The 23795-nt window shown below is 59.2% G+C and carries 20 protein-coding genes and 2 pseudogenes; 11 read left to right on the forward strand and 11 right to left on the reverse strand.

Translation table 11 applies throughout. From position 1 onward, the window contains the following. Nucleotides 1–52: 52 nt before the first annotated feature. The gene (locus AC1MCA_RS17365) at nucleotides 53–934 is read left to right on the forward strand and encodes a glycosyltransferase family 2 protein (protein ID WP_108598241.1); all 882 of its coding nucleotides are present in this window, start codon (nucleotides 53–55) and stop codon (nucleotides 932–934) included. Nucleotides 935–1003: 69 nt separating this feature from the next. Here the strand turns inward: AC1MCA_RS17365 and AC1MCA_RS17370 are convergent, their stop codons facing one another. Genes AC1MCA_RS17370 through rfbB form a run of 4 tightly spaced genes read right to left on the reverse strand, consistent with a single transcriptional unit; the run spans nucleotide 1004 to nucleotide 4551 of the window. After that, nucleotides 1004–1393, reverse strand: coding sequence for a DUF2304 domain-containing protein (locus AC1MCA_RS17370; RefSeq protein WP_108598242.1), 390 nt, complete (start codon nucleotides 1391–1393; stop codon nucleotides 1004–1006). Between the two features lie 9 nt (nucleotides 1394–1402). Next, nucleotides 1403–2131 carry a glycosyltransferase family 2 protein gene (locus tag AC1MCA_RS17375; RefSeq protein WP_258229054.1) on the reverse strand — a complete coding sequence of 243 codons (729 nt, stop codon included), beginning with the start codon at nucleotides 2129–2131 and terminating at the stop codon, nucleotides 1403–1405. A gap of 2 nt (nucleotides 2132–2133) precedes the next feature. Then, nucleotides 2134–3549: a sugar nucleotide-binding protein gene (locus AC1MCA_RS17380; RefSeq protein WP_479799568.1), complete on the reverse strand. Its 1416-nt coding sequence runs from the start codon at nucleotides 3547–3549 to the stop codon at nucleotides 2134–2136. 3 nt (nucleotides 3550–3552) lie between these two features. Beyond that, nucleotides 3553–4551 carry a dTDP-glucose 4,6-dehydratase gene (gene rfbB, locus AC1MCA_RS17385; protein WP_108598244.1) on the reverse strand — a complete coding sequence of 333 codons (999 nt, stop codon included), beginning with the start codon at nucleotides 4549–4551 and terminating at the stop codon, nucleotides 3553–3555. Between the two features lie 55 nt (nucleotides 4552–4606). Here rfbB and rfbA point away from each other — a divergent pair, with 55 nt between their 5' ends. Then, nucleotides 4607–5476, forward strand: a complete 870-nt coding sequence (rfbA, locus tag AC1MCA_RS17390; RefSeq protein ID WP_108598245.1) for a glucose-1-phosphate thymidylyltransferase RfbA — start codon at nucleotides 4607–4609, stop codon at nucleotides 5474–5476. Between the two features lie 74 nt (nucleotides 5477–5550). Here the strand turns inward: rfbA and AC1MCA_RS17395 are convergent, their stop codons facing one another. Beyond that, nucleotides 5551–8166 carry a GH25 family lysozyme gene (locus AC1MCA_RS17395; RefSeq protein ID WP_479799571.1) on the reverse strand — a complete coding sequence of 872 codons (2616 nt, stop codon included), beginning with the start codon at nucleotides 8164–8166 and terminating at the stop codon, nucleotides 5551–5553. Between the two features lie 568 nt (nucleotides 8167–8734). On the opposite strand from AC1MCA_RS17395, the pseudogene AC1MCA_RS17400 reads away from it, so the two are divergent. Then, a pseudogene (locus tag AC1MCA_RS17400) lies at nucleotides 8735–9622 on the forward strand (TadA family conjugal transfer-associated ATPase); the annotation flags it as partial. A 901-nt stretch (nucleotides 9623–10523) separates the two neighbouring features. Here AC1MCA_RS17400 and AC1MCA_RS17405 read toward each other — a convergent pair. The 3 genes from AC1MCA_RS17405 to AC1MCA_RS17415 are packed head-to-tail and all read right to left on the reverse strand — an operon-like array spanning nucleotide 10524 to nucleotide 13718. Next, the gene (locus AC1MCA_RS17405; protein WP_479799573.1) at nucleotides 10524–11282 is read right to left on the reverse strand and encodes a SagB/ThcOx family dehydrogenase; all 759 of its coding nucleotides are present in this window, start codon (nucleotides 11280–11282) and stop codon (nucleotides 10524–10526) included. Continuing rightward, complete coding sequence (locus AC1MCA_RS17410; protein WP_479799575.1) at nucleotides 11279–12589, reverse strand: YcaO-like family protein; 1311 nt, start codon at nucleotides 12587–12589, stop codon at nucleotides 11279–11281. The genes AC1MCA_RS17405 and AC1MCA_RS17410 overlap by 4 nt, the downstream gene beginning before the upstream one ends. 10 nt (nucleotides 12590–12599) lie before the next feature. Further along, on the reverse strand, nucleotides 12600–13718 hold the full coding sequence (locus AC1MCA_RS17415; RefSeq protein WP_479799577.1) for a TOMM precursor leader peptide-binding protein: 1119 nt from the start codon (nucleotides 13716–13718) through the stop codon (nucleotides 12600–12602). Between the two features lie 592 nt (nucleotides 13719–14310). Here AC1MCA_RS17415 and AC1MCA_RS17420 point away from each other — a divergent pair. The 3 genes and pseudogenes from AC1MCA_RS17420 to AC1MCA_RS17430 all read left to right on the forward strand — a co-directional run. Continuing rightward, a pseudogene (locus tag AC1MCA_RS17420) lies at nucleotides 14311–14661 on the forward strand (CpaF family protein); the annotation flags it as partial. Between the two features lie 308 nt (nucleotides 14662–14969). After that, nucleotides 14970–15584, forward strand: a complete 615-nt coding sequence (locus tag AC1MCA_RS17425; protein ID WP_479799580.1) for a hypothetical protein — start codon at nucleotides 14970–14972, stop codon at nucleotides 15582–15584. A 377-nt stretch (nucleotides 15585–15961) separates the two neighbouring features. Continuing rightward, on the forward strand, nucleotides 15962–16210 hold the full coding sequence (locus AC1MCA_RS17430; protein ID WP_479799582.1) for a hypothetical protein: 249 nt from the start codon (nucleotides 15962–15964) through the stop codon (nucleotides 16208–16210). Between the two features lie 20 nt (nucleotides 16211–16230). Here AC1MCA_RS17430 and AC1MCA_RS17435 read toward each other — a convergent pair whose 3' ends face one another. Next, nucleotides 16231–16551, reverse strand: coding sequence for a hypothetical protein (locus AC1MCA_RS17435; RefSeq protein ID WP_479799584.1), 321 nt, complete (start codon nucleotides 16549–16551; stop codon nucleotides 16231–16233). A gap of 334 nt (nucleotides 16552–16885) precedes the next feature. Between AC1MCA_RS17435 and AC1MCA_RS17440 the strand changes: the two genes are divergently transcribed. The 3 genes from AC1MCA_RS17440 (at nucleotide 16886) to AC1MCA_RS17450 (ending at nucleotide 19036) form a co-directional block, all read left to right on the forward strand. Beyond that, complete coding sequence (locus AC1MCA_RS17440; protein ID WP_479799586.1) at nucleotides 16886–17098, forward strand: hypothetical protein; 213 nt, start codon at nucleotides 16886–16888, stop codon at nucleotides 17096–17098. Nucleotides 17099–17447: 349 nt separating this feature from the next. Further along, nucleotides 17448–18719, forward strand: coding sequence for a phage major capsid protein (locus AC1MCA_RS17445; RefSeq protein ID WP_479799588.1), 1272 nt, complete (start codon nucleotides 17448–17450; stop codon nucleotides 18717–18719). A 29-nt stretch (nucleotides 18720–18748) separates the two neighbouring features. Further along, nucleotides 18749–19036, forward strand: coding sequence for a hypothetical protein (locus AC1MCA_RS17450; RefSeq protein WP_479799590.1), 288 nt, complete (start codon nucleotides 18749–18751; stop codon nucleotides 19034–19036). A 292-nt stretch (nucleotides 19037–19328) separates the two neighbouring features. Here the strand turns inward: AC1MCA_RS17450 and AC1MCA_RS17455 are convergent, their stop codons facing one another. Both AC1MCA_RS17455 and AC1MCA_RS17460 read right to left on the reverse strand, forming a co-directional pair. After that, nucleotides 19329–19697 carry a hypothetical protein gene (locus AC1MCA_RS17455; protein ID WP_479799592.1) on the reverse strand — a complete coding sequence of 123 codons (369 nt, stop codon included), beginning with the start codon at nucleotides 19695–19697 and terminating at the stop codon, nucleotides 19329–19331. 235 nt (nucleotides 19698–19932) lie between these two features. Then, nucleotides 19933–20784 carry a hypothetical protein gene (locus tag AC1MCA_RS17460; protein WP_479799594.1) on the reverse strand — a complete coding sequence of 284 codons (852 nt, stop codon included), beginning with the start codon at nucleotides 20782–20784 and terminating at the stop codon, nucleotides 19933–19935. Nucleotides 20785–21147: 363 nt separating this feature from the next. On the opposite strand from AC1MCA_RS17460, the gene AC1MCA_RS17465 reads away from it, so the two are divergent. Together AC1MCA_RS17465 and AC1MCA_RS17470 are read left to right on the forward strand one after the other, a co-directional pair. Further along, the gene (locus AC1MCA_RS17465) at nucleotides 21148–22251 is read left to right on the forward strand and encodes an LPO_1073/Vpar_1526 family protein (RefSeq protein WP_479799596.1); all 1104 of its coding nucleotides are present in this window, start codon (nucleotides 21148–21150) and stop codon (nucleotides 22249–22251) included. Between the two features lie 91 nt (nucleotides 22252–22342). Next, nucleotides 22343–23487, forward strand: a protein-coding gene (locus tag AC1MCA_RS17470; RefSeq protein ID WP_479799598.1) for an IS3 family transposase whose coding sequence is annotated in 2 segments (ribosomal slippage) — nucleotides 22343–22619 and nucleotides 22619–23487 — 1146 coding nt in all. Because the reading frame shifts where the segments join, the coding sequence is not laid out codon by codon here. Nucleotides 23488–23795: the final 308 nt, after the last annotated feature.

Below are 23795 nucleotides of genomic sequence, written 5' to 3' on the forward strand. Positions count from 1 at the left end.
GCCTGGCGCTTCCGAAGCGCCGGCTGAATCCACCGAAAGGAACCAAAGGTCCATGGCCATTGACGTAATGCTGCCCTACTACGGCGACGTAGACCAGATGAAATTGGCGGCCCAGAGCGTCATGAACCAGCAGAACCAGGACTGGCGCCTTATTGTCATCGATGATGGCTACCCGGACCCCGAGCCGGAGCGGTGGTTCACGAGCATTACAGATCCTCGTGTGACATACATGAAGAATGCGGAGAATCTCGGAGCGAATGGCAACTACCGCAAGGCCCTGACACTGGTCGAAGCACCGTACGTGGTCATTATGGGCGCCGATGACATCATGCTCCCGAACTACCTGGACATCGTGGCAGCGGCCTTTGCCGCTTATCCCCACGCCGACGTGGTACAGCCAGGTGTGCAGGTCATTGATGAAAAGGGAATTGCCTGCACCCCGCTCGTCGACGCGGTCAAGAAGCTTTACGCACCCAAGACCACGGAACGGATGGAACTCAAAGGCGAGGCCATGGCTACGAGCCTCGTCCGCGCTGACTGGGCCTACTTCCCTTCACTTGCCTGGCGCACGGAAACCGTGACGCGCATAGGCTTTACCCAGGGCCTGGACGTCGTTCAGGACCTGGCTCTTCTCCTGGATATTGCCGCTGAAGGTGGTTCGATGATTATCGATCCGACTCTTTCGTTCCTGTACCGGCGTCATTCTGCGTCGGATTCGTCTGTCCGCGCGCTCGACGGCCGACGTTTCGACGAAGAGCGAAGCTTCTTCGAACTGCAGGCAAAAAGGTTCAAGACGCTGGGTTGGAAAAGGGCATCGCTCGCGGCCGCTTTCCACACGACCTCCCGCCTGAACGCCGGGGCCCTGGTGCTCAAAGCAGTCGCCCGGGGGAAGTTTGATTCCCTGCCGAGGTTGGCCAAGCACATCGTCAGCTGAATAGGTTAAAGAGGAGGTGGCCGGCCCAGGGGGCCGGCCACCTTTATTTTTTTCCCGATCCTGTGATGTCTAAGGCGTTGTTGGGCCTTTGCCGCCCGCGGCCGCGATAGCGGCATCAAGCTGGACCCTCACGTCGGCCATTTCTGCCCTGAGGATGGCGACTTCTTCAGCCAGGATGCGGACCTCGTCTTCAGCCTGGGACTGCTCCTGGGACAAATGCAGGCAAACGCCCACCAAAAGAACCAGTGTCATGATGAACAGCAGGTTTGCCGGAACCTGGATGCCGAGCAGGGTGCTGGCCAGTTCCAAGAGGCCGGGAAAGGCGGCCAGAAACAGTGTTCCGAGACCGATGATGATCCACAGCACGGCATATTTTTCACGCAGTTTTTGGCGCCGCAGCATCTCGAAGACGAAAAAGAGGATCGCCACAACGACGATGATTCCCATAAGAAATGACATGTCAGATTCCTAGTTGGACGATGGTTCGGATTTCTTCCGTGTCAGCGCGAAGATCAATGCAAGTCCGGAACGCCCCAAGTAGATCGCGGCTTTGACCGGGTCATGGCTCGGAGCTCCTCCTTGGCGTTCGCGCATTGACACGCCAACTTGCTGGACGGTGCATCCTGAGCGGATTGCGACCACCAGGGAGTCAATCGTGTCACCCAGATACTCGGCCGGATAGTGATCGACGTATTGACGCATTGCTTTGGTATTCGCTGCCCTGAATCCGGAGGTGACATCAGTCAGGCGGGTTCCGGAGATTCGTGAGATTGTCCATGCCAGCACGTTCATTGCCCACTTACGGGGACCTTTAACAGCGTAGTCACCCTTGTCGGCGAAGCGGGCACCTATGGCGATATCGGCATTCTTCAGGCCGTCCAGGACGGCCTGGATGTCACGGGGGTCATGCTGGCCATCTGCGTCAACCTGGATGACCTGCTGGTACCCGTTTTTCTTCGCGTATTTGAATCCAGTACGCATGGCCCCGCCTACGCCCATGTTGAAGGGCAGCTGGATTACTGTTGCGCCGGCCTTACGGGCAAGCTCCGCGGTACTGTCACGGGACCCGTCGTCGACAACCAGGACGTCGCACGGAGGACCAAAATCGAACACTTCCCTGATGGTATTACCGATGGACTCCGCCTCGTTCCAGGCAGGCATGATCACCAGGATGTCGTGCAGGCGGGCCTGTGCCATTCTTAGAGCCCATCCTTCAGATAGGCGCTCAGCCGATCCCTGGACACGGCGGGGGTGAATCCGCTGGCTTTTATCTTGTCCAGGGTGAGGCTGCTGTTCCGGGGGCGCGGCGAAGCTTCTTTGCCTGCAAAGTAGGCTTCCGTGGACACCCCGGTGACTGAGTCCCGCGATGCGCCGACGAGTTCGTAGACGTCGGCGGCGATGTCGGCCCACGATTGTTCCGGGCCGTCATTGGTGACGTTGTAGACACCGTATTCGGCTCCGGACTCCAGCAGGTGGCGGATGCCCGCGGCGAGATCGGTTGTGAAGCTGAGCCGGCCGAACTGATCATCCACGACTGAGGGGCTGATCCCGCGGGCAGCCAACGATGACATGGTGCGGACGAAGTTGTTGCCTTCCCCGATAACCCAGCTCGTGCGCACAATGTAGTGCTTGGGCACGACGCTGACCGCGGCATCACCGGCTGCCTTGGTCTGGCCGTAGATGCCCAACGGTGTGAGCGGTTCGTCCTCGTTGTGGGCCTCTTCTGTGCCGTCGAAGACGTAGTCGGAGGACACGTGTACCAGTACCAGGTCATTCTCGACGGCTATCCGTGCCAGACGCGCTACGGCTGTGACATTGACATCCCAGGCCGCGGCGCGGCCCTCGGGGGTTTCGGCGGCGTCGACTGCCGTGTAGGCCGCTGCGTTAATGACCGTTGAGTAGTTTTTCCAGTTGAGCTTGGTGAGAGACTCTGCGGAGGTCAGGTCAACGTCTGCCCGGCTAGCGAACTCAACTGACGCGTCGCCGTCGTAAAGTTTTCGGAGTGCCTTGCCGAGTTGTCCGTTGGCGCCAAGTACAAGAGTTTTCCTGGGCGGCATCGGCGTGACATCGGCCAGACGGGGATGCGCTTTGTCCTTATCGGAAAGTTCCGCCTGCTCCAGAGGGATGGGCCACTGGATTCCCGCTGCTTCGTCGGCAAGATTCAGGAAAGTGTATTGTCCCTGGGCGTCTGCGGACCAATGGTCGTTAACAAGGTAGGTGTAGGCCGTCATGTCTTCGAGCGTCTGGAAGGCATTGCCCACGCCGCGGGGGATGAAGATTGCCTGGCTGGGATCCAGCTCTGCGGTGAAGACAGCACCGAAGGATGCACCTTCCCGCAGGTCGACCCAAGCCCCAAAAATCCGGCCCGTAGCCACCGAGATGAACTTGTCCCACGGTTCGGCATGGATGCCGCGCGTCGTGCCGGCCTTTTCGTTGAATGAGATGTTGTTCTGCACAGGGTGAAAGTCAGGCAGACCGAGGGCAAGCATCTTCTCGCGCTGCCAGTTTTCCTTGAACCAGCCACGGTTGTCACCATGAACGGGCAGGTCATACAGGACGACGCCGGGGATCGGGGTCTCGTGGGCGGTCAGCTTCTTAGAGAACTCAATGGGCATCGTCTACTGGCCTTGTTCTTTGTACTTGGCTTCGGTCTGGGCTTTTTGTGGCCGCCACCAGTTTTCGTTGTCGCGGTACCAGGCGATGGTGTCCTCGATGCCGGCGTCGAAGTTGGAGAACCGTGGTTCCCAGCCCAGCTCGTCCCGGAGCTTGGTGGAGTCGATGGCGTAGCGCAGGTCATGGCCGGGCCGGTCCACCACATGGTCGTAGGCGTCTGCTGCCTGGCCCATGTGCTTGAGGATCAGCTCCACGACGTCCTTGTTGTTCTTCTCTCCGTCAGCGCCGATCAGGTACGTTTCACCGATGCGGCCCTTGTCGATGATGGCAAGCACGGCTGAGGAGTGATCGTTCGCGTGGATCCAGTCCCGGACGTTCTCGCCTTTGCCGTAGAGCTTGGGGCGGATGCCGTCGATGACATTGGTGATTTGGCGCGGGATGAACTTTTCCACGTGCTGGTACGGGCCGTAGTTGTTCGAGCAGTTGCTGATGGTGGCCTGCAGGCCGAACGACCGCACCCACGCGCGGACCAGCAGGTCCGAGCCCGCTTTAGTCGAGGAGTACGGGCTGGACGGGTTATAGGGTGTCGACTCGCTGAAGCGTTCAGGGTCATCGAGCTCAAGATCGCCGTACACCTCGTCAGTGGAGATGTGGTGGAAGCGCTTGTTGTGTTTCCGGGCGGCCTCGATCAGCGTATAAGTGCCGATGATGTTTGTGTCCAGGAAGGGGCGCGGGTCGTGCAGGGAGTTGTCGTTGTGGGACTCTGCGGCGTAGTGGACGACAACATCGGTGTCGCTGACCAGATCTTCGACCAGCCCGGCATCGACGATATCGCCTTGAACGAACCTGAAACGGTCTTCAGGCAGCCCTTGCAGGGACTCCAGGTTGCCGGCGTAGGTCAATTTGTCCAACACGGTGACGTGGTGATCTGTGTTCTCAAGAACGTAGTGGACGAAATTTGATCCAATGAAGCCGGCACCGCCGGTAACAAGAAGTCGCTGCATAGTTCCCAAGACTACCGGATTTGCTGCCACCGATAACGAAGGGAAAGATGGGGTCATGCGCGGAATAATACTCGCCGGTGGTACCGGCTCCCGGCTTCACCCCATCACCCTGGGCGTCAGCAAGCAGCTCGTTCCTGTTTACGACAAGCCTATGATCTACTACCCGCTGTCAACGTTGATCCTGGCAGGCATCCGGGACATCCTCATCATCACGACACCTCATGATGCCGAGCAATTTGAGCGACTCCTCGGCGACGGCTCCCGTTTCGGCGTATCCATCACCTACAAGCAGCAGCCTTCGCCCGATGGCCTTGCTCAGGCATTCGTCCTGGGCAAGGAGCATATCGGTGATGACAGTGTCGCTCTTGTCCTGGGCGACAATATTTTCTACGGTCACGGCATGGGCACTCAGCTCCGCCGCTTTGAAAACATCGACGGCGGTGCGGTGTTTGGGTATTGGGTGGCAGATCCGAAGGCCTACGGTGTGGTGGAGTTCGATAGCAACGGTAAAGCTATTTCCCTTGAGGAAAAGCCTGCGGAGCCGAAGAGTCACTACGCAGTGCCTGGCCTGTACTTCTATGACAATGACGTCGTGGAGATCGCGGAGAACCTGAAGCCGTCACCTCGCGGGGAACTCGAGATCACCGATGTCAACCGCACGTATCTGGAGCGCGGCAAGCTCCAGGTGGAGATTCTCCCCCGCGGGACCGCATGGTTGGATACAGGAACCTTCAACGACCTTAACGATGCTTCAAACTTTGTTCGGACCACCGAAAACCGTCAGGGGCTCAAGATCGGCGCTCCTGAGGAAATTGCCTGGCGGCTGGGCTTCCTTACTGATGATGAGCTTCGGGCGCGGGCTGAACCCATGGTAAAGAGCGGGTATGGCTCATATCTGATCGACTTGCTCGAGCACGGTCACTGATACCCAACCACACAGCTCATCAAAAAAGGTGGGATCCGAATCCGGATCCCACCTTTTTGTCACTCCGCCAGGCTCTAGGTCAAGCGTATTTTTGCGCCGCCGGAAGCTGTCCAGCTGATGCTTCCTCCCTGGAAGTTCTGGCTGCAAGAGGTTTTGTCAGCGGTGCAGGTCTGACTGCTGATGGGGTAGGCCAGTGCTCCGGCTTCGAATCCTTGGCCGGCCCAGCTCTGCTGGATCGGCCCCGGCACCATCAAATGGGCACCGCTGGCCGGGGACCACATGATGCTGCCCTTCTCGAAGTTTTGGAAACAGCCGCCGTTGCGTAGCCCGCAAAGTGCAAAACTGGCGGGGTATCCCAGGGTTCCGGATTCGAAGCCCGTCGCCGCCCAGCGTTCCCTGATGGGTGTCGACGTCATTGCCTGGGCTCCAGTGGCTGGCGAATACATCACGGTTCCCTTCGCGAAGTTCTGGAAGCACCCGTTGTTCTGCAATCCGCAAATCTGCGCACTAACGGGGTATCCCAGCTGGCCGCCCTCATAACCGGTGCTGACCCAGGCATCCCTGAAGGGCCCGAACATGATGGCGTTCGCTCCGCTGTTGGGGGACCACATCACGGTTCCGCTGGAGTAGTTCTGGAAGCAACCGCCGTCAACCAGGCCGCAGATCACTCCGGACGCGGGGTAGCCGAGGTAGCCGCCCTCAAATCCGGACTTCTGCCACAGGTCGCGGATCGGGCCCAAAAGACTCGTCTGAGCCCCTGTGAGCGGGGAGTACATGAGGGCGCCCTTGACGAACATCTGGAAGCAGCCTCCGTCCTTGAGCCCACAGACCTGACCTGAGGTGGGATAGCCAAGTGCACCCGGGCCATATCCGGCCTGCCCCCATGCTGCAGCCATAGGGCCGGCTGGAACGGTTTCGGGAGAGGTGGTGGCAGAGAAGCCCACCACGCCCTTTTCGAAGGACTGCCGGCAATCGCTCCTGGTTGCTGAGCAACTCGCCGGGCTTGTGGGGTAACCGAGCCGCCCGCTTTCAAATCCGGTCGACTGCCAGTAGTTAAGCATCCGGCCCGTCACGGTGAAGGCCCCCGTTGCGGGAGAAAACAGCAGTGTGCCGCCTTGGAACAGCTGGTAGCAGCCCCCGTTGCGAATGCCGCAGACTTCATGGCCGAGGGGGAATCCGATGGGTTCTCCGTTGGACCGTGCTGCTTTCCACACTCCACCCATGCCCATATATACAGGCCAGGCCCCCGCCGCAGCGGTCCAACCGATCACGCCTCCCGTGAAGTCCTGGGTACAGTCTGAGGCGGTGCAGGCTGAATCGGCCGTGGGATATCCAAGGAGGCCGTTCTCGTAGCCGGCCCGGGACCACGCTTCAAGCAGAGGCCCTGGCGTCACGAGATGGGCGCCTGTGGACGGGCTCCACAGAACGGAGCCAGCCTGGAACAGCTGGAAACAGCCGCCGTTCTTGAGCCCACACGTCTGGTTGCTTAACGGGTAGCCGAGGCCGCCGTTTTCATAGCCCTTTGCCGCCCAGTATTCACGGATCGCCCCGAATGGAACCAGAGACGCCCCGGTGGCCGGTGACCACATGATCGACCCGCCCTCGTAATTCTGGAAGCAACCGTTGCCCTTGAGTCCACAGACCAGCCCCGACACGGGGTAGCCCATCTGGCCGTTCTCATATCCGCTACGGGCCCAGGCGTCCCGGACAGGCCCACTGAGGCTCAGCTGGGCTCCCGTGGCGGGTGACCACATGACGATGCCACCCTGATAGGCACGGAAACAGCCACCGTTGCGCAGCCCGCAGACCGTGTCCGCTGACTGCGACCCCAAGGAGGGCGTGGATGAGCGAAGTGCATCTATGGCGCGTGTGGCCTCTGGCGGGATACCGCTGGAGGCGAAGGCTTTCAGCCCGGCGTAGTCGCCGTTCCAGACGTTGGAGTCGCCGGCGAAGGGACCGGTGCTGCTGTACTGCCAAATGCTGTAGGTACTCCAGCTTGCAGTAGGGACGGGGCCCGCGTTGTTGGTGGGGGAGCTGGGGTAGGCAGCAACCCACAAGGGGTAGTCACCAAATCCTGCGGGGTTGCCGAGGCATTGGTTCCACCAACTGGTATTGGTGTAGATCACAGGATGCCGGCCTGTGAGCGACAACATGGTGTTTCCGAAATCGCGTACCCACGATCCCAGTTGCGCCGGCGACATTCCGTAACAGGTGTTGCCGAAGTAGAAGCCGTTGATTGTCCGGCCCTCGTACGGGTTGAATTCGAAGTCCAGCACGGGGGGCATGGTGTAACCATCGGCGCTCCAGCCCCCGCCGTTCTGTACAAAATAGCGGGCCTGATCGGCGCCTGAGGACCAGTTCGGGATGGCGAAGTGGTAGGCCCCCCGGATCATGCCCACGTTTCGAGAGCCCTGATACTGCGAACTGTAAGACGGGTTGGTGTAGTAATTACCTTCGCTTGCCTTCACGTAGGCAAACCTGGAACCCATGTTCCACTGTTGCTGCCAGTCGACACTCGGCTGGTGGCCGCTCACGTCCAGTCCCTGGATACCGAAGGTCGGCATCCAGGTGCCCTCCGTACCCAGGGCCTCAGTACTGAGCTTTGTGAAGCTGGTGCTCGAAGACGAAGCAGCCACACGGGCGGACCGCTGGCCCATTTCCGCCCCGCCGATGCCTACGGCTTCAGCCATCGACTCATTGGCGGTTGACGGTGCCGGAGCGGGGGTGGGTGCCTCCGTCCGTGCCGGCGTCGCGGGATCGGGGCCCGGTAAGGAGGAGGAATCAGGAGCAGGCACTGGGGAAGGGGTGGGATCCGGGGCCGACGTCGTTGTGTCAGACGTTGGAGTAGGGGCCGGTTCAACAGCAAAGGCGACGCCGGAGAGGCTCGGCCCGGTCACCAGTAAGGCCGCCAGAAGGGCGGTCCATGCGGACTGCAGGACAGGATGACGGGACTGAGACGGGTTCCGCTTCATTTATTGGCTCCGGAGACAATGAGGCGCTCCCCTGAACGCTCATCTGGGTAGCTGTTCCGGTGTATCCCCCCAGGGAGCCGCCGGACAGTGCGATTGAGTCTTAACGCGCTCACCCTAACACTGCAGTGGTTAGTGGAACCAGTGGTTCGGGTGTTGCCATTGTGAAAGGTGAGCCAACCGTTATCCACAGCCTGCGGGATATGACTTGGCGGCATGGTCTATGCTCCCTAGGCTGTACCCAGTCGGACTGCCTCCGCCGGGGGGCGGCAGTTGTATTGGGGAACTTATGGATGCTGTGCGCATCGTGGAGGACGAAGTCCGCGAGCTTATCCGGCGTCGCGGCCTGGATCCCTCGCAGCAGGCCGGCGAAGTCCGCCGCCTGGTCGAGGCAGCGGTCAGCGATTATGACGAGCGCGCGCTCATGGGTCCGCTTCCTCCCATTGGCCCGCTGGACGCCGCCCGCAGGTTCGTTTTCGATGCGGTTGCAGGCTTCGGGGTGCTGCAGCCCCTGTTGGATGATCCCTCAATCGAGGAAGTCTGGATCAACGCACCCAACGAAATATACGTCGCGCGCAACGGCGAATCAGAGCTGACGTCCCTCAGCCTCTCCGACCAGCAGGTGCGCGATCTTGTGGAGCGCATGCTCAAGAGCTCCGGCCGCCGCCTGGACATGTCCTCGCCGTTCGTGGACGCCGCGTTGCCTGACGGTTCCAGGCTCCACGTCGTCATCCCGGATGTCACGCGCCGGCACTGGGCCGTGAACATTCGAAAATTTGTCGTGAAGGCCAGCAGGCTTGAACATCTTGTCGAGCTGGGTACGCTGACACCGCAATCCGCCCGGTTTCTGGGCGCCGCCGTTTCCAGCGGACTTAACATCCTCGTCTCCGGTGCAACCCAGGCAGGCAAAACCACCATGCTCAACTGTCTCGCCGCCAGCATCGGCAGCCGGGAGCGGGTCATCACGGTTGAGGAAATTTTTGAACTCCAGTTTCCACTCCGGGACGTGGTGGGGCTTCAGTGCCGGCAACACAACCTCGAGGGAGAAGGCGAGATTCCGCTGCGCCGCCTTGTTAAGGAAGCGCTCCGGATGCGCCCGGACCGCCTGGTGGTGGGCGAGGTTCGGGAAGCGGAGAGCCTGGACATGCTGATTGCGCTGAACAGTGGCCTGCCGGGTACCACTGAAGCACAGTACAGCGGCCCCTTCGCTAAAGCCCTAGATGTCCGCAAGACTTCGGCCCAAGAGAATTCCGCCTCACTCCCAAACAGCCCTACTGCAACACAGGGCTAACGATGATCTCGACACAACCAACGGGGCTAGGATGGCGGTATCTATACATCTGGGGGGAGGCATGGCCTTCACAAGGCGTCGATTTTACAGGCGGATACTTAGTGGCTTAAGTGACTTCCAACGAGCGGCCGGAGCGGCGGCAGGGTCTTTGTTGCCTGGTCGTCGGATGGAACAATTGGCGTTGCCTTCGGTTTTCGCGGGGTTCCGCCTTGGAGCGACTTGCTCCAATCGGACGCTTTTGGGAGAACTGCCAAACCGGAGTGCCCGACACCGCGTACAGTCCGGCATGACGTGTGGTTATGCTTGCCTCGCATCGGCACTTGAAGTGTTCGGGGAAACAGTGTCGGAGGGCAGCCTGCAGTCGCAATCTGTCAGACGTGGCCTTGAAGTAGATAATCTGCTGACGCTGAGAGGGCTAGCAAGGCTAGCCTCCCGGTTTCATACATTTCCTATTTATGGCTACCTCTGGACACCACGTGACTTGCGGGCCGCATTACGTAGAGGTGGTGTCGCACTCCTAGGTGTTGACTACGACAAGTTGCTTTTCATCTACACCGTCCTTGAGCGCGAGTGGGAATTGGATGAGCACAACAACGACGTTTTCCCACCAACCAGACACCACGTGGTACTTGTCTATGCTCATAACCAAGTTGTAGATGCTGAGACCTTTTGGATACATGACCCAGCGACGAAGTCCGGCGCCTCGATACCGATGACGGCTGAGGATCTTTGTTCTGTCAGCTGGGATGACATGGACCAAGGCTGGGCAATGGAGGCGGTATTGCTCCTACCCTCGACTTCTTGAATCGGATCCGACAACGACGCAATAAACTGCGAGGCCTGGGTCCCCTTTGACGTGAAGGAACGTATTTAGCTCATCGTCGTCAAAGCCTCCGACGCAGACAGACGAAAGCCCGGCCTCCCTAGCAGCTAGGCAAGTATTCTGAGCCATATGCCCAGCTTCCAGTAAGACGAATCGGTAGCCGCGAGCACCATATTTTGCGAGTGGTCTGTCTAAGTCAGCACGGAAAATCAGGCAACAATTGGCCCGCGACACCCATGCCTGGTCGAGCAAGAGCGCGCTCATGGTGGACAGCAAGTCGCCGCTCTTGAGCAAATCCAGTGACTGCCGATCGGCACGGTACCGATATAGGCCGTTCGGGAGACCGTCTACCCGCTCCACAACGACGTCTACGGAGATCGGGTAAAAACCACCCGCAGAAGGTGCAGGTAACAGTCCCGCCTGAAATCCCGGAGTCACCTCGCGGAGCTCAAGAATGCCTGCAGTCGAAACTAGGATAGAGGATAGGGCGTCTAAAGTTATGGAGCGCAATTCAAAATCTCGCCCGGATTCGCGTTGGTGCAACAGGTTCAGGAGGCCACTCTCGCCCGGTTGCGGCAGGGCGACACTTCCGTCGCTCGGCGCCGGATCCGAGTATCTTATGGGCCAATCCCACGCCTCGTCAGCAAGCGCTGGAGGCACAGGCTTGCTGTTGATGTGAAAAAGCAGGGCTAGCGAGGCATCCGATCTTTCCATTGTGATCATGCCAGCGGATGAGGAAAGGAATTGAGTGTTTCGATACTCGGGAGACTTTGACCAGGCGCACAGCCGTAAAGGCGGGTCCCCCCTAAGCGCTGACGTCCCTGTCCAAATGCGATCGGCTGCAGTTCTGTGCACAAAACCCGAACAACATGTACCCCGACTTCCGCGACATCCGGTGTGGTCAAGTCCACGACCAGAGCCTCTCCACCAGCGCTTTCGATGTCCCCGACAAGGTGATCGACGTCCTGTTGCACGGAGCCAGTGCTGTAGGTGGGCAGGTTCATTATCGGGATGACCACGTCACTGTGCCACATCCACTCGAGTGCCGGCAGATACTTCCTATGGTGATAAAGTCCGCTGTGGTCGAACAGGTCGGTTACTTTTGCAGGAGTTAGACCCGCGCTAAGTCCTCTTGCAAAGCGGACTGCTTCCCCAGGCCTACCTTGGCATAGTTCCATGAGGCTCTTCTCGGCTGCCTCGTACGGGTTCAAACTACAACCGAGACCGATGACGGCTGCAGGACCCTCGATTCCTTCTTCGGTAAGTGCAACGGACATGAAAACATGACAGCGGAGATCCGAAGGGAGGGCAAGGACCAGCAATCTGATCCCATGCCGGCTGTAGTGATCAACAATTCCACGGGCAAATTCCGACACTCCATCTATGTCAAGCACGACTGGCTTGAATTTTCGTAGCCAAGAGATGCAGAAAGCGTCTCTCTCGACCATTTCGTAGAGCCCTGACCGAATCGCTTGAATCAGTGTGGGCCCTGCCGCAAGTCCGTTTGAGGTGGGTTCGAGCAGGTTCTCCTCGAGCGACCCCGCCGAATGCCGCAGATAGGTCACGATTGATGGAACTAATTTGCTTGCTGAATGAGTAAGGGAGTATGACTCAACCCAATCCATAATGGTGTCGTCCCGGAATGGAGCGAAAGGAAATCCTGCCTGTTGATATTGCTCTGGTCGGTAAAGCACAAATTTTTCAGGATGGACTGCCCGATCGGCGACCCGCCGATAGCTATCCCTCACTTGGAGACTTGGATCAATCCAGTAAGCGCAGTATCGCTCAAGTGCTTCACATACGGCACCGGTCATTGCCTCTTGCAGGGTAGCTCCTTTGCCCGAAGAAGATAGAGAAGTACCGTCAATCTCGGCGTACGTGTAATTGGCGAGTTCTGCCTCAGCAATGTGTGGCGGGTGAGGATCGGTAATTCCCTTAATGACGGGACGAACCTCCCTGACGATCCCACAACTGAAATCAACAACCCGGCTAAGGTCGGGCCCTAACAACTTTTTGTAGTCGACTTTCACCTTGGGTCTCTCATCCCTTCGTGTTTCCGCACACTGGACAGGCCGGATGCCGCAAAATCTCATGCTCACGGGGCGTGCCGCTGATAAGATCAATAGTCCGAAATATCCCATTCGCCCCTGGGATGCCGATAAGGTGCCTATACGCTTCGCCTGCCACCATGCCAGCGGCGACACTGACCGCAAATGTCAGTGCTTCCCGTTGTGACGATCGGTCGATCCCATGCTTGTCTAACTGGGCCTCAAGTTGGAGCCTGCGAGGGGTGTCGAAGGAACAGGCTATGTGTCTCATTCGGAAACACATAAAGCATGGCCCATTGCCCGGACTTACTGTTGGTCCTATCTGCGCTTCTCCACCTTCAGCCCGACAAGAGGTCCAAGGGGTGCGCTGAGAAGCGCAGACGCGGTTCAACCGGTAAGAGCGGCTCACGAGTCCACGATCGGAGCAGTCCACCACGAAATTTGCTCCGGCAACAAGTGAAGCCACCTGGTCATCGGAAGACAAATCGGTTTGGACCCACTCCGCTTGTTCTCCCATTCCTCGTGCCTGCACGAAACTGAGTAACGCTTCACCTCTCTTCATGCCATCTGTTGCCATCGCGTAAGCAGTGTCAAAGTATGGGTCGGTCGCCTCCAACGTCGCATCATCCGCTACGCGAACATGCCCGACACCAGATCGGAGGAGGCACAAGGCAACTTGAGAGCTGGCCGATCCTCCAGTGATGAGAACCGTTGACTCTCGAAGACGCGCCGCGACGTCCCCTGGACGCAGGCCAAGCTCGAAAAGGTACGAGGCGTGTGGTTCAGGAAGTTTTTCGGTGGGAACAGATGACGGAGCCGTGTCGATAAGGCGCTGTTCATTAAGCATCGCGATGCACTCTTTGAGTTCCGAGGGCGAAAAACGCTCATCGAGATCAGTAAGTAGTCCGATGAAGTCCCTAGAACCGTCAAGAAGCGGCAGGACATACATCGCAATCTCGGCCAGCCGGCGTCCCCGCAGTGTTACCTGTCTCAACGAGGAGGTAAAGGTTAAACTCTCCCCTTCATGGTCTTCTGCCAGCGTAATCTCAAAGTGAGGCCGGAGGATGTACGCCTCGTATTGCATTGCGTCCGGTTCAATCGCGTCCAACATGTCGGCGGCAAATGGTGTCTAGCCGAACGTGTCGAACATGTCTATTGGCTGGTAAGGCATGATTGCGATGCATTGGCCGCAATTAACACATTGCTGGCATGAACACCTTCCCGACCGTGTGCACCGAACGCACCGGGTACAGCGGACACAAGTCACGCAACGAATACAGAACGCAGCTGCCGCTGAAGCTGCCCCCAAGGCCTCCGGTGCTCCCCCCATAGCCTCTGGGCTCATTCCCAGTGCTTCCGCCACGCGATTAAAAGTCTTGAAGTCCTCTTCTGTAACCTCCAAAGACTTCAGTTTGTCTTCCAGTGCAGCTAGCCGCATCTCAAGACTCTTCTCCTGAGGTTGATCAGACATCATGGGCCTCCTCTACGTACGTTCTGAACCTTGCGGACCTAATCTTTCAGAGACAGCGTTACTGCCGCGTTACTGATCCTCATCACCACGATCCTGCTGAATCGCATCCGGTCGCTTGCGGGGGTGTTTGTGGCAGGGTGTTGAACCTGCGCACGGCTTATGGGGCGTAGTTCCGCCAGGATCTCATTGACGTCCCCCGGAAGGGCGAGACGCCGCTGGCACGGATTGCAGGGGAGGGCTTCCCGGGATGTGCACTGTCCACGCAAATTCCGCTCACGACGCCGTCACCAAGATCTGCACGCTGCCTTTGCTCGCCGGCGAAAACATCTCAAGCGCTTTTGTCGTGCCCACGGTGGCGTCCTGCATCGACCTCGTGGTCCATTGCAGCCGTCACGCCAACGGCCGCCGGCAGGTAACGGAAATCCTGTCCCTCGGCCGGCGGGTGGAAAACGGCATCATCGAATCTTCCATGATTTTCGCCATGGCGGACGGCCAGCTTTTGCCGCGCGCCAACTCGATGCCGGCCCCTGAGAAGTTTGACCGCGCAGGGTACGACGTCGCGGCGCTGCTGGAACTCCGCTGATGGCACCTTTCTTCGGGGTGCTCGCGGGGATGGGGTTTTTCCTTATCTGGTGGTCCTTCTGGGAGAAGCCGCCAGCGGCTGTCCGGCGCCCGAGGGTCAGCCGCCTTCAGGATCTTCTGGCCTCCGCCGGCATCGAGAAGGTCAGCGGGAAGCCGCAATCTTGCCGCCGCAAAACTTGAGCAGTACATCGCAAAGGTAGTGGCGGAAGCGCCACCCCTCAGCCCGGAAGAACGGGACCGGATCACTCTGCTGCTCCGTCCGGCGGTGAAATAGCCATGACCGACGCTAGGCACCCGGAACGCTGGCTCGTGGACCGGCGGATTCAGCGGCTGACGGCGGCCCAGTACCGGTCGTACTCCATGAGCCTCATGTATTCCGTGGCAAACCGGACAGATGGCTTCCTGACCGCCGAGGACCTGGAGGCGGTTCCGCACTTCGAGACCCCGCATGCCGGTGATCTGGTCAAAGCCGAGTTGTACGCCGCCGACGGGGGCTGGTACATCGTGGACTTCCAGACCACACAGACCACGCGGGAGCAGCAGTTGCAGGCGGCGGAGTTGGCGCGCATGAAGGATAAGGATCGCAAACGGCAGGAACGCCTCAAAAAACTCAACGCGTCGGAACGTCCCACGGATGTCCGGTCGGATGTCCGCTCGGAACGTCCCACGGATGTCCGGTCGGAATCCACTAGGACAGGACAGGCTAGGCCGGGACAGGAAGAACTAGGTTCCCTTGAACTTTCAACGGCGGTAGACACGCTGGACTTGGACGCATGGCCGTTGGACGACGAGGGAATTTCATTTCGCGAACGGTGCGAGGAGTTGGGCGTGGAGACGGTAGATGGATTGATGGCGGCGGCCGAACTTTCGGAGGCGCATGCGCGGAAAGTTTTGTCGGCGGCGTACCCAGGGCGGCAGTTCTAGTGTCCGCAGCTTGGGGACTTCCGATCCCGTGCGCGATTCCTGAATGCCGCAACCATGCGAACGCCGCTGGCGTCTATTGCGACCGGTGCGACACGGGCCGGGGCATCGCCGGTTGGTCACGGACGCGGGATGACGCGTGGCTTGCCTACGTGGATTGTGACGGGATAACGGCGATTCCGCTACCGGCCTGGGCGAAGTTCGAGGACGTGGTACGCGCCGCCGGAAATTTGACAGGTAACCCTCAATCGAGGGATGGCAAATGACTGGTTCTGCGCCCCCTGGAGAACACCGGGAAAACCGAATCACCGCCCTATCGTCCGGCTGCATTTTCAGGCCAGCCCAAGGGCCGACATGAGGAACAAGGTAAGGACGACACCATGGCAATGACCACAACCGCAGCAATTCAAACCATCGTCGCGCTCCTCCGGGCAGCAAACGAACGCGACACCGAAGCCGGGGAACTCCTCCTACCCAGGACCTTGCCCGAGGCCCAGGGACTGCTCATGACCGCAATCAGCATGATCGAAGCATTGACCGGCGGACCGGAACAGGAACTGGTATTGAATGACCTGATCCAGAAGGCGCACCCCATCGACGGTGACATCCCGGAACCAAAGCGTACGTAGCGAATGGGGCGTTCAACCATTCACTGCTGGTCCGCCATAACGTCGATCTCCCTAATCAGTTGATGGGTAATCATGAACATAAAGGAAATGACCAACAGGAACCACGACGCCACAACAATCCAGTTGAGAATATTGCCTAATGCGGTGTCTGTCATGACCCTCAAAAGACACGCGAACGTGGAAGCGGAGGCGGCAATTATCGCTAATAGTCTGAACAGGAGGTTGATTTTGGTTACCCACCGCCACTCCCAGACGGCATGCCTGCCCTCGATCAGAAGCGCAATAATCAGGGCGGGAAAGACTTGTGCGATGAGACCGGCAGCTTCGGTTGTGATGACCATGGATCGATCCTATTTTCGCGGGAAGTGCTTTCAGCCAGATGGCGCGGCTAACCCGTTAAATGAACGGCCTCTTTTTTTGACGGGCAGGTTCAGAGTGACCGCGCCGTCAACAAAAATCTTTCCCCCCGGGAAATGGAGGGCGTAGTCACATGGGAGGGGTGTTCGAGCGGCTATGAGGCGGAATGGGCCGGTTCCGGGCATTCGGCACGGTCAGGGCGGTTATCAGAAGCACGGGTGCCGTTGCAGTGAGTGCCGCCGGGGGAAGGCTGCTGCGCAGGCGCGTTATCGGGCCAAGCTACGCGGTGAGGGTTTGGTGGTTTCCGAGGGCGGGGCATTGGAGACGATTCTGCGCCGTTGGTTGGGCGGTTTTGGTCCGTTGGATTTCCATGGCCAGGGTTTGGCTTTCATGGCGGTGCTGAGTGCTCAGGTTATTGATGCCATCGCTACTACGGGCCGGATGCCGCATTTGTTGGTGCCGACGACGAGGCGGCTGCGGGCAATCATGTTGGAAATCGAGTCACTCAATAGTGGCGAATTTCGGACATGATCTGGCTTGGTAAGTCTGTCAGCCCAGATTTAAACTGAGGATAGAGCGAGTTCAGGAAATCGCGTAAGGGCAGGGCGAAACCCACCCGGCGGCGCGAATGGGCGGAACCGCCGGACGGCAGGGCGAAACCCACCGTCTAAATGTAGTAAAGACGGAGCGACCTCCGCCGCAGGTAGGGCGAAACCCACCTGCTACAGCCCATTAGGGCGGCGTTGAGGGCCTGTTACCGGGCATGGACCCCCATTCAAATTTCCGCAGCCCATTTTCAGTTGAATGCTGCGGGCATTCCTTAGAAGGACCGTGAATATCATGGCAAGCCAAATGGCCCAGATGATCTGGGCGAAGATTGATGAGCACCCGGGCGGCGTACAGCAAACTCGTTTCCGGTAAGGCAGATTCCGATGGCCTGACGGACGAGGAAGTGCGGAACCTGAATGCACACGACGTGGCGATCAAAGCCTGCGAGGAGCAGCTGCGGGCGCTGGGAACGGCCGAGGATGAAGCGGCACGGAACAATGAGTTCCTGAGCCGCCTCGAACGTGGTGCCGGTGGCGAGTCGCGGGGCGGCGGCGGGTTCGTCTACGAAGCGACCGGAGAACGGGCGGAGGTCCGGCGGGGCGAGTCCTTCCGGTCCCACCCGCTGGTGTCCGGACATAGCGAGCCAAACGAGGATCATGCCGTTGCCCAGTACGGCGGAATCGGCAACATGGTCCGCGCCCTGACGACTACGGGCGGCGTGGCTGTGGTTCCCACTGTGTGGTCGGCTGAGCTGATTGACCTGGCCCGCAACAAGTCGGCGGTCATGCGGGCCGGTGCCAGCCTCATCCCTATGGATGCAGGAACGGTGAAGATCGGCCGTTTGACGGGCGATCCGACTGCAGCGTTCCGGGCCGAAGGCTCGGCGATCACGCCCAGCGATCCGACATTCGATAACGTCACGCTTGAGGCGAAGACGATGAGCACGCTCGTTATTGGTTCGCTGGAGTGGTTCCAGGACGCTGATAATGCGGAGCGGATCGTGAAGGATGCCATTTCGGCCGCGATGGCGCAGCGGTTGGATTTGGTGGCGCTGTATGGCGGGATCACTTCGGGCGCGGGCTCGATCAACCTGCCGATCCCGCCCAACCCTCGCGGTGTGCTGGCAGCGTTGAACGCGGTACTTCCCGCCCACGTCCTGGGCGGCGCGGCGAACGGTACTGCTCAGACGGCGGCGACGTACTACGGCGAAGTGCTGGACACGATTTTCAAGGCCCGCTACGCGAACGAGGAACCGACAGGGCTGATTTGGAACGCGAAGGCAGCCCGGCAGTATGCGGGCGCTGCCGACACCACGAACCAGCCATTACGGATGCCGGGGGACGTTGAGGGCCTGCCGAGGTACATGACCAACTCGGTTCCCTCCTACACGCAGGGCACGATGACGAACCGGGCAACGGACCTCTTCGTCGCCGACTGGAAGCAACTCCTGATCGGGCAGCGGCTCGGCATCACCATTCAGGTTCTGACGGAACGCTACGCGGACAGCGGGCAGATCGGAATTGTGGCGCACTGGCGCGGGGATGTGCAGCCGGCCCGCCCCGCTGCGTTCGCGGTGTACCGCGCAATCCAGGGCGCTCTGTGATGAAGCGCCGGGACCTTGAGGAGTTGGGGATGGAGAGCGACAACGCCGAGGCCGCTGCGGTGACCGAGAACAGCGGTCTTGGGTTGCGGGTAGGCGGCGGCGCTGAACGCATTTGCCGGAGTTACCTGCACACGACCAACCCGGACACGGGGCTGGATGTTGTGTTTGTTCCGGGCGAGGCGCTCCCGGATTGGGCCGTAAAGGTCCAGCTTGAGCATGCCGCTGCACGGGATGTGCTCCCTCGCGCTGCGGCCGTTCCAAAGTCCATGGCTGGGCGGCGTGCGGTTAGGCCGTCATCCCAGGATGGCGTGGCGTAAACGTCACCGCCGCAGGGTTTGCAACCATTTTCCCGGCGGCGGAACGATGGTGGCCGGTGCTTTTGCACGCATCCTTTCCGATCGGCAACCAGCGCCAAAGTAGGGGAGTCCCACCCGCGTCAACGGAATGGCGGGTGGGATTTCCTTTGCCCTCGGTCTTGACACCGTACGGTCAACGCGCCTGACGGCGATCTGCGGCCCGCAGTACCCGTCCTTGTGTGATTGCCATGGGCTCCGTTTGTTCGGGCGACAGTGGACGAAGCTGGACGGTCCCGTGGGCGGTTCCCCCGGACTAGTTCGGATACTTCGTTTTCGCGTCGCCACTTGAGCATGCATCAACGTCAGAACCGTTTAGAGTCACCGACCCGTGCCAACCGAACGTATCGCCAAGACCTGCTAGTTTTGCCAACGGGTAGCGCGTGCTCACCTGATTGTCGGCCGCGACAGCTCCATTGGTTATGTTCTCCTGCTTGCTCGTGATCAGGTTGAAGACGAAATTCGAGACCTCGGCACCGTTCTGGAACTTCGTTCCGATCTGGTATCCCGTCCTCCCATCTGGGCTCCAAGCGGTCACGGAATAAAGAACCGTTCCCGTGGTGGGAATGGATGCTGCCGTCGTGAACGTCATGAACATCAGACTGCCGTCGCTGATCAGCTTCACCTGATCAATGTCGGCTACCGTCGAGTCTCCGAGGGCGTCCTGGCACACAGAGCCCGACGCCTTTGCCTTGGTGGCAGAGGGTGACGCCGAGGGAGATGTCGCGGAAGTTGTCTGCGGTTGAGTCGGCTCAACCATTGCACCCGTTGCCGAGCAGCCACTAAGGCAAATTAGAGCAACGGCCATTGTCCCCCAGATTGTTTTCATGGCCTCATCTAAACATTAAATGTGGGGGCATTTAGGCTTCAGTGATGGATGCATCGAGCCGTTCATAAGTTCGCCCCGGCGTCGGCGTGGCTACATTTTCTTTCCAGGCGAAATCTGGTTCCTTCTTCACCACGAGGCGTGAGCCGTCCCGTTCAAAAAGCCGCAAGTCACCATTGAATTTGTAAGTGTCTCGCACGTTCATCCCTAGATCACGGACCCAAAATGAGAGGTAAAACGACCAATTCGCCGGGTCATTTATGTCTCCCTCGGAAGCCAACATTTCAAGTCCCCAGTGCTTCGTCCATACGAACTTCCTCATCTCCCGGAACGGGATAACTATGTCAGTACCTGAGGGGACATCGTCTATCTGACCGTTTGCGTGATCGACCACGCTAATTCGAGCGATCTGGTCTGAGACGTTCTGAAATTTAAGGATGAGCTCTGTCCGAAACTCGACACCCGACTTGGCCGATTCCTCGTACGACTTGGTGACTGGTTCCCAAGATGTCCAAGAGTCATAGCCGCTTTCCAATCGATGAAGTTCGAGCCATTGCTTTCCGTCCGGCTGATCAAAGGTGGTTGCCGTGGCAAGGATCACTGGAGCCAGAGGGTCTAGCCGTGATTCAGCAATGCTGCGGTAGGCGCGGTCTGCCTCGCGACGTTGTCGGGCTCCCGCCTCCTGAGCCGAAATAGCTTCCTCGTGGGCGATCTTCAATGATTGCTCTGCAATCCTCACTTGCTCGTGAGACGCTACGGCTTGTTCCTGCGTGTGCAATGCCGCTTTGCGAGCAAAAACTCCCGCGAAGATCGCCGCGCCCAGTGTCAACATCGCTGTAACAGCAACAATCCAATTAGGAATGCCTTCCCACCCAATATCTGTCATCTTTGGACCATATGACAGCCGATCGCGTGGGCTCCTGCGAGACACGCGAGACTTAACTCCACTTAGCCAGTCCTGGGAGACTCGCCGGGTCATTTGGTCACCCCTGGTCTGCATGCAGCCGACTTCGGAAAAGCTCGACATTCGACAACCGGACCGGGCTGACCCTATGAGAGGATTGCGTCAGTGTACTTTTGCCTTGAAAGGGAGCCCAAATGGATTGGTTTTTTGACGGACTAGGAACCATGCTCCTTGGGCTCGTTCTAGGTGGCGCAGCCGGAACAGCCGGTGGATGGACTATGGCGAAGAACAAGTACGTTCGCCAATCCCAAAAGGCGGGCAACAACTCACGCCAGAGCCAGGTCGGTGGAAACAGCACCGGATCGAAGTGATTTCTTGAATCAAAACCAGAAGGCCGGTGCCGGTAGCAAGCAGATTCAGGTATACGGCGACTACTACGAAAATGGAGTCACTGAAGACCGTGCCGTTGAAATAGCGCGTGAGCAGGCGATAGAAGTTATTGCCAGCTATTCCTTGGATGCGACCCCAGTCGCACAGGGGCGCGTCGATGACTTCAGCACGCGGCTCATAAATGTTTTGTCCGAGGAACGCGTCCTTGGAGCGCTCGCCGACCCGGGCTTCCAGATACTGCTTCGTAAAGCTCAGATGTCTGCTGCATCCACCGAGGAAGAGGACGACTACGAGACTCTGGCCCGGCTACTAGGGGAGCGGGCCAAACGGAATGTCCGCCCTATCAGGGCAAGTATTGATAGAGCAGTGCAGGTGATTGATTCGCTGGACGAATCTGCTCTTCAAGGTCTTACGCTCGCTTGGGCTATCGGCCGCATCGTACCCAGCGCCGGGGAGGTCGGAGAGGGTTTGGATGCGATTGAGGTCATATGGGATTTGTTACCGCACGACAACTTGCCCGAGGGCGGCGCGTGGCTGGACCATCTCGACATGCTCAACCTGATTCGCTATTCCACCTCTGGTATTTCTTCACTTAAAAAGCTCAATGATTTTTTTCGCGGCCAGGTCCCAGGATATTTTTCTCCGGGACTCTCGGAAGAGGAAGTAGTGGCCCTGAATGAGGCCGCAGCTGAAATCAGGTCGGATGTGAAGTTTGTAACCATTCCGCACGAATTGAAGCCCGGATCGTTCAGGTTGCCGTTTGTGGGAGTCGCTCAGTTGGAGAATGCCATGTCGGGCTTCCAAGACGACGACAAAGCGAAAACTAGTCAGCTAGCCCAAGACCAGGGCCGCCTCGGGCAAGTGGATGATTCCCTCGCAGAGGCATTGGACGTTGAGTTTGCCAAGCGGCCCACCATGGCGCTCGTCCAGAAATGGTATGACCAGATTCCCCACCCTCTGCAGTTCACAGGCGCTGGTGTTGCCGTCGCGTACGTCGTTGCGAAAAAGAACCAACTTCCTCTGAGCCTCGGCAACCTAGAGGACTTGTTGCCGAAGTAAGGCTTAGCTCCGGCCAGTCATGATTGGGACTGCCCCCGGTTTTGTTGACTCCTTGACCTATCGAGCTTGTGCTCGTGGAAGGATGTTGACCATGCCCACGGCTTATGGGGCGGAGTTCCGCCAGGATGTTATAGATGTGGCCCGCAAGGGCGAGGCGCCGCTGGCGCAGATTGCGAAGGATTTCGGGCTTTCGGTCACGACGCTCAAGCGCTGGATTGCCATCGCCGACCGTAAAGAATCCGGGGCCGGTCCGGCGGCGACGGAGTCGGCCGAGATGCGGGAGTTGAAGAAGCGGAACCGCCTCTTGGAGCAGGAGAACGAGATTCTGCGCCGAGCCGCGGCCTATCTGGCCAGGGACATCAACCCAAAATGATCTACCCGCTGGTCACGGATCTTGCCGCCGACGGTGTTCCCGTGGCGGTGACCTGCAGGGTGTTGAAGTTCAGCAAGCAAGGCTATTACCGATGGCGAGCCAGTCCGGTGACGGAACGCGACTGGATCGATGCGCACCTCGTCAACGCCGCCCTGGACATCCATGCCGAGGACCCTGCGTTCGGGTACCGTTTCATCGCCGACGAACTCCCGGAGAAGGGCATCACGGCGGGTGAGAACAGGGTCCAGCGCCTGTGCAGGGACCACGGCATCTGGTCGGTGTTCTCGAAGAAGCGTGGCCTGAACCGCAGACCCGGGCCGCCGGTTCACGACGACCTGGTCGAGCGGGATTTCACCGCCGCGGCGCCGAACGAGCTGTGGCTGACGGACATTACCGAGCACCCCACCGCAGAGGGGAAGCTCTACCTCTGCGCGGTGAAGGACGTCTATTCCGGAAGGATCGTCGGGTACTCGATGGACTCCCGGATGAAGTCCTCGCTGGCCGTCGCTGCATTGGAGAGCGCGGTGCGGGCACGCCGCCCGGCAGCGACCGTGGTCCACTCGGATCGCGGGTCCCAGTTCCGGTCCCGCCGCTTCGTCGAATCGCTCCGGCACCACGGGCTTACCGGATCGATGGGCAGGGTCGGTGCGTGCGCGGACAACGCCGCGATGGAATCGTTCTTCTCGCTGCTGCAAAAGAACGTCCTGGACCGTCAGCGGTGGCTCACCAGGCAGGACCTCCGACTGGCCATCACAACCTGGATCGAAAGAACCTACCACCGCCGGCGACGGCAAAGACGGCTGGGAAAACTCACGCCAATCGAATATGAAACAATCAACCGGACCGCACTCACAGCGGCCTAAGACCCCGAGTCAACAAAAGCCGGGGCAGTCCCATTGGCCCTCTGAGTGATCCGGAAAACCCTACTAATCGGGTGCTTCCGTAGATGAATTATGCCGTTGAGAACTAGGGGCATTACACAAGGGGGGTCCCGCTCGTTTTTGGAGTCCTTCCCCTGACGGTGGTCTTTGCAGTCTTCCCTGGCATCGCCGCGATCAGTTTAGGACTGTAGCCATGACTACCTACTGGCAATCACATCCTCGGACAGCCATATCAACTGACCACCAAATCACTCACACACTGATGGGACCGAAATGAAGAACCTGGGAAT

The organism is Arthrobacter sp. BK1 (genome assembly GCF_056680055.1).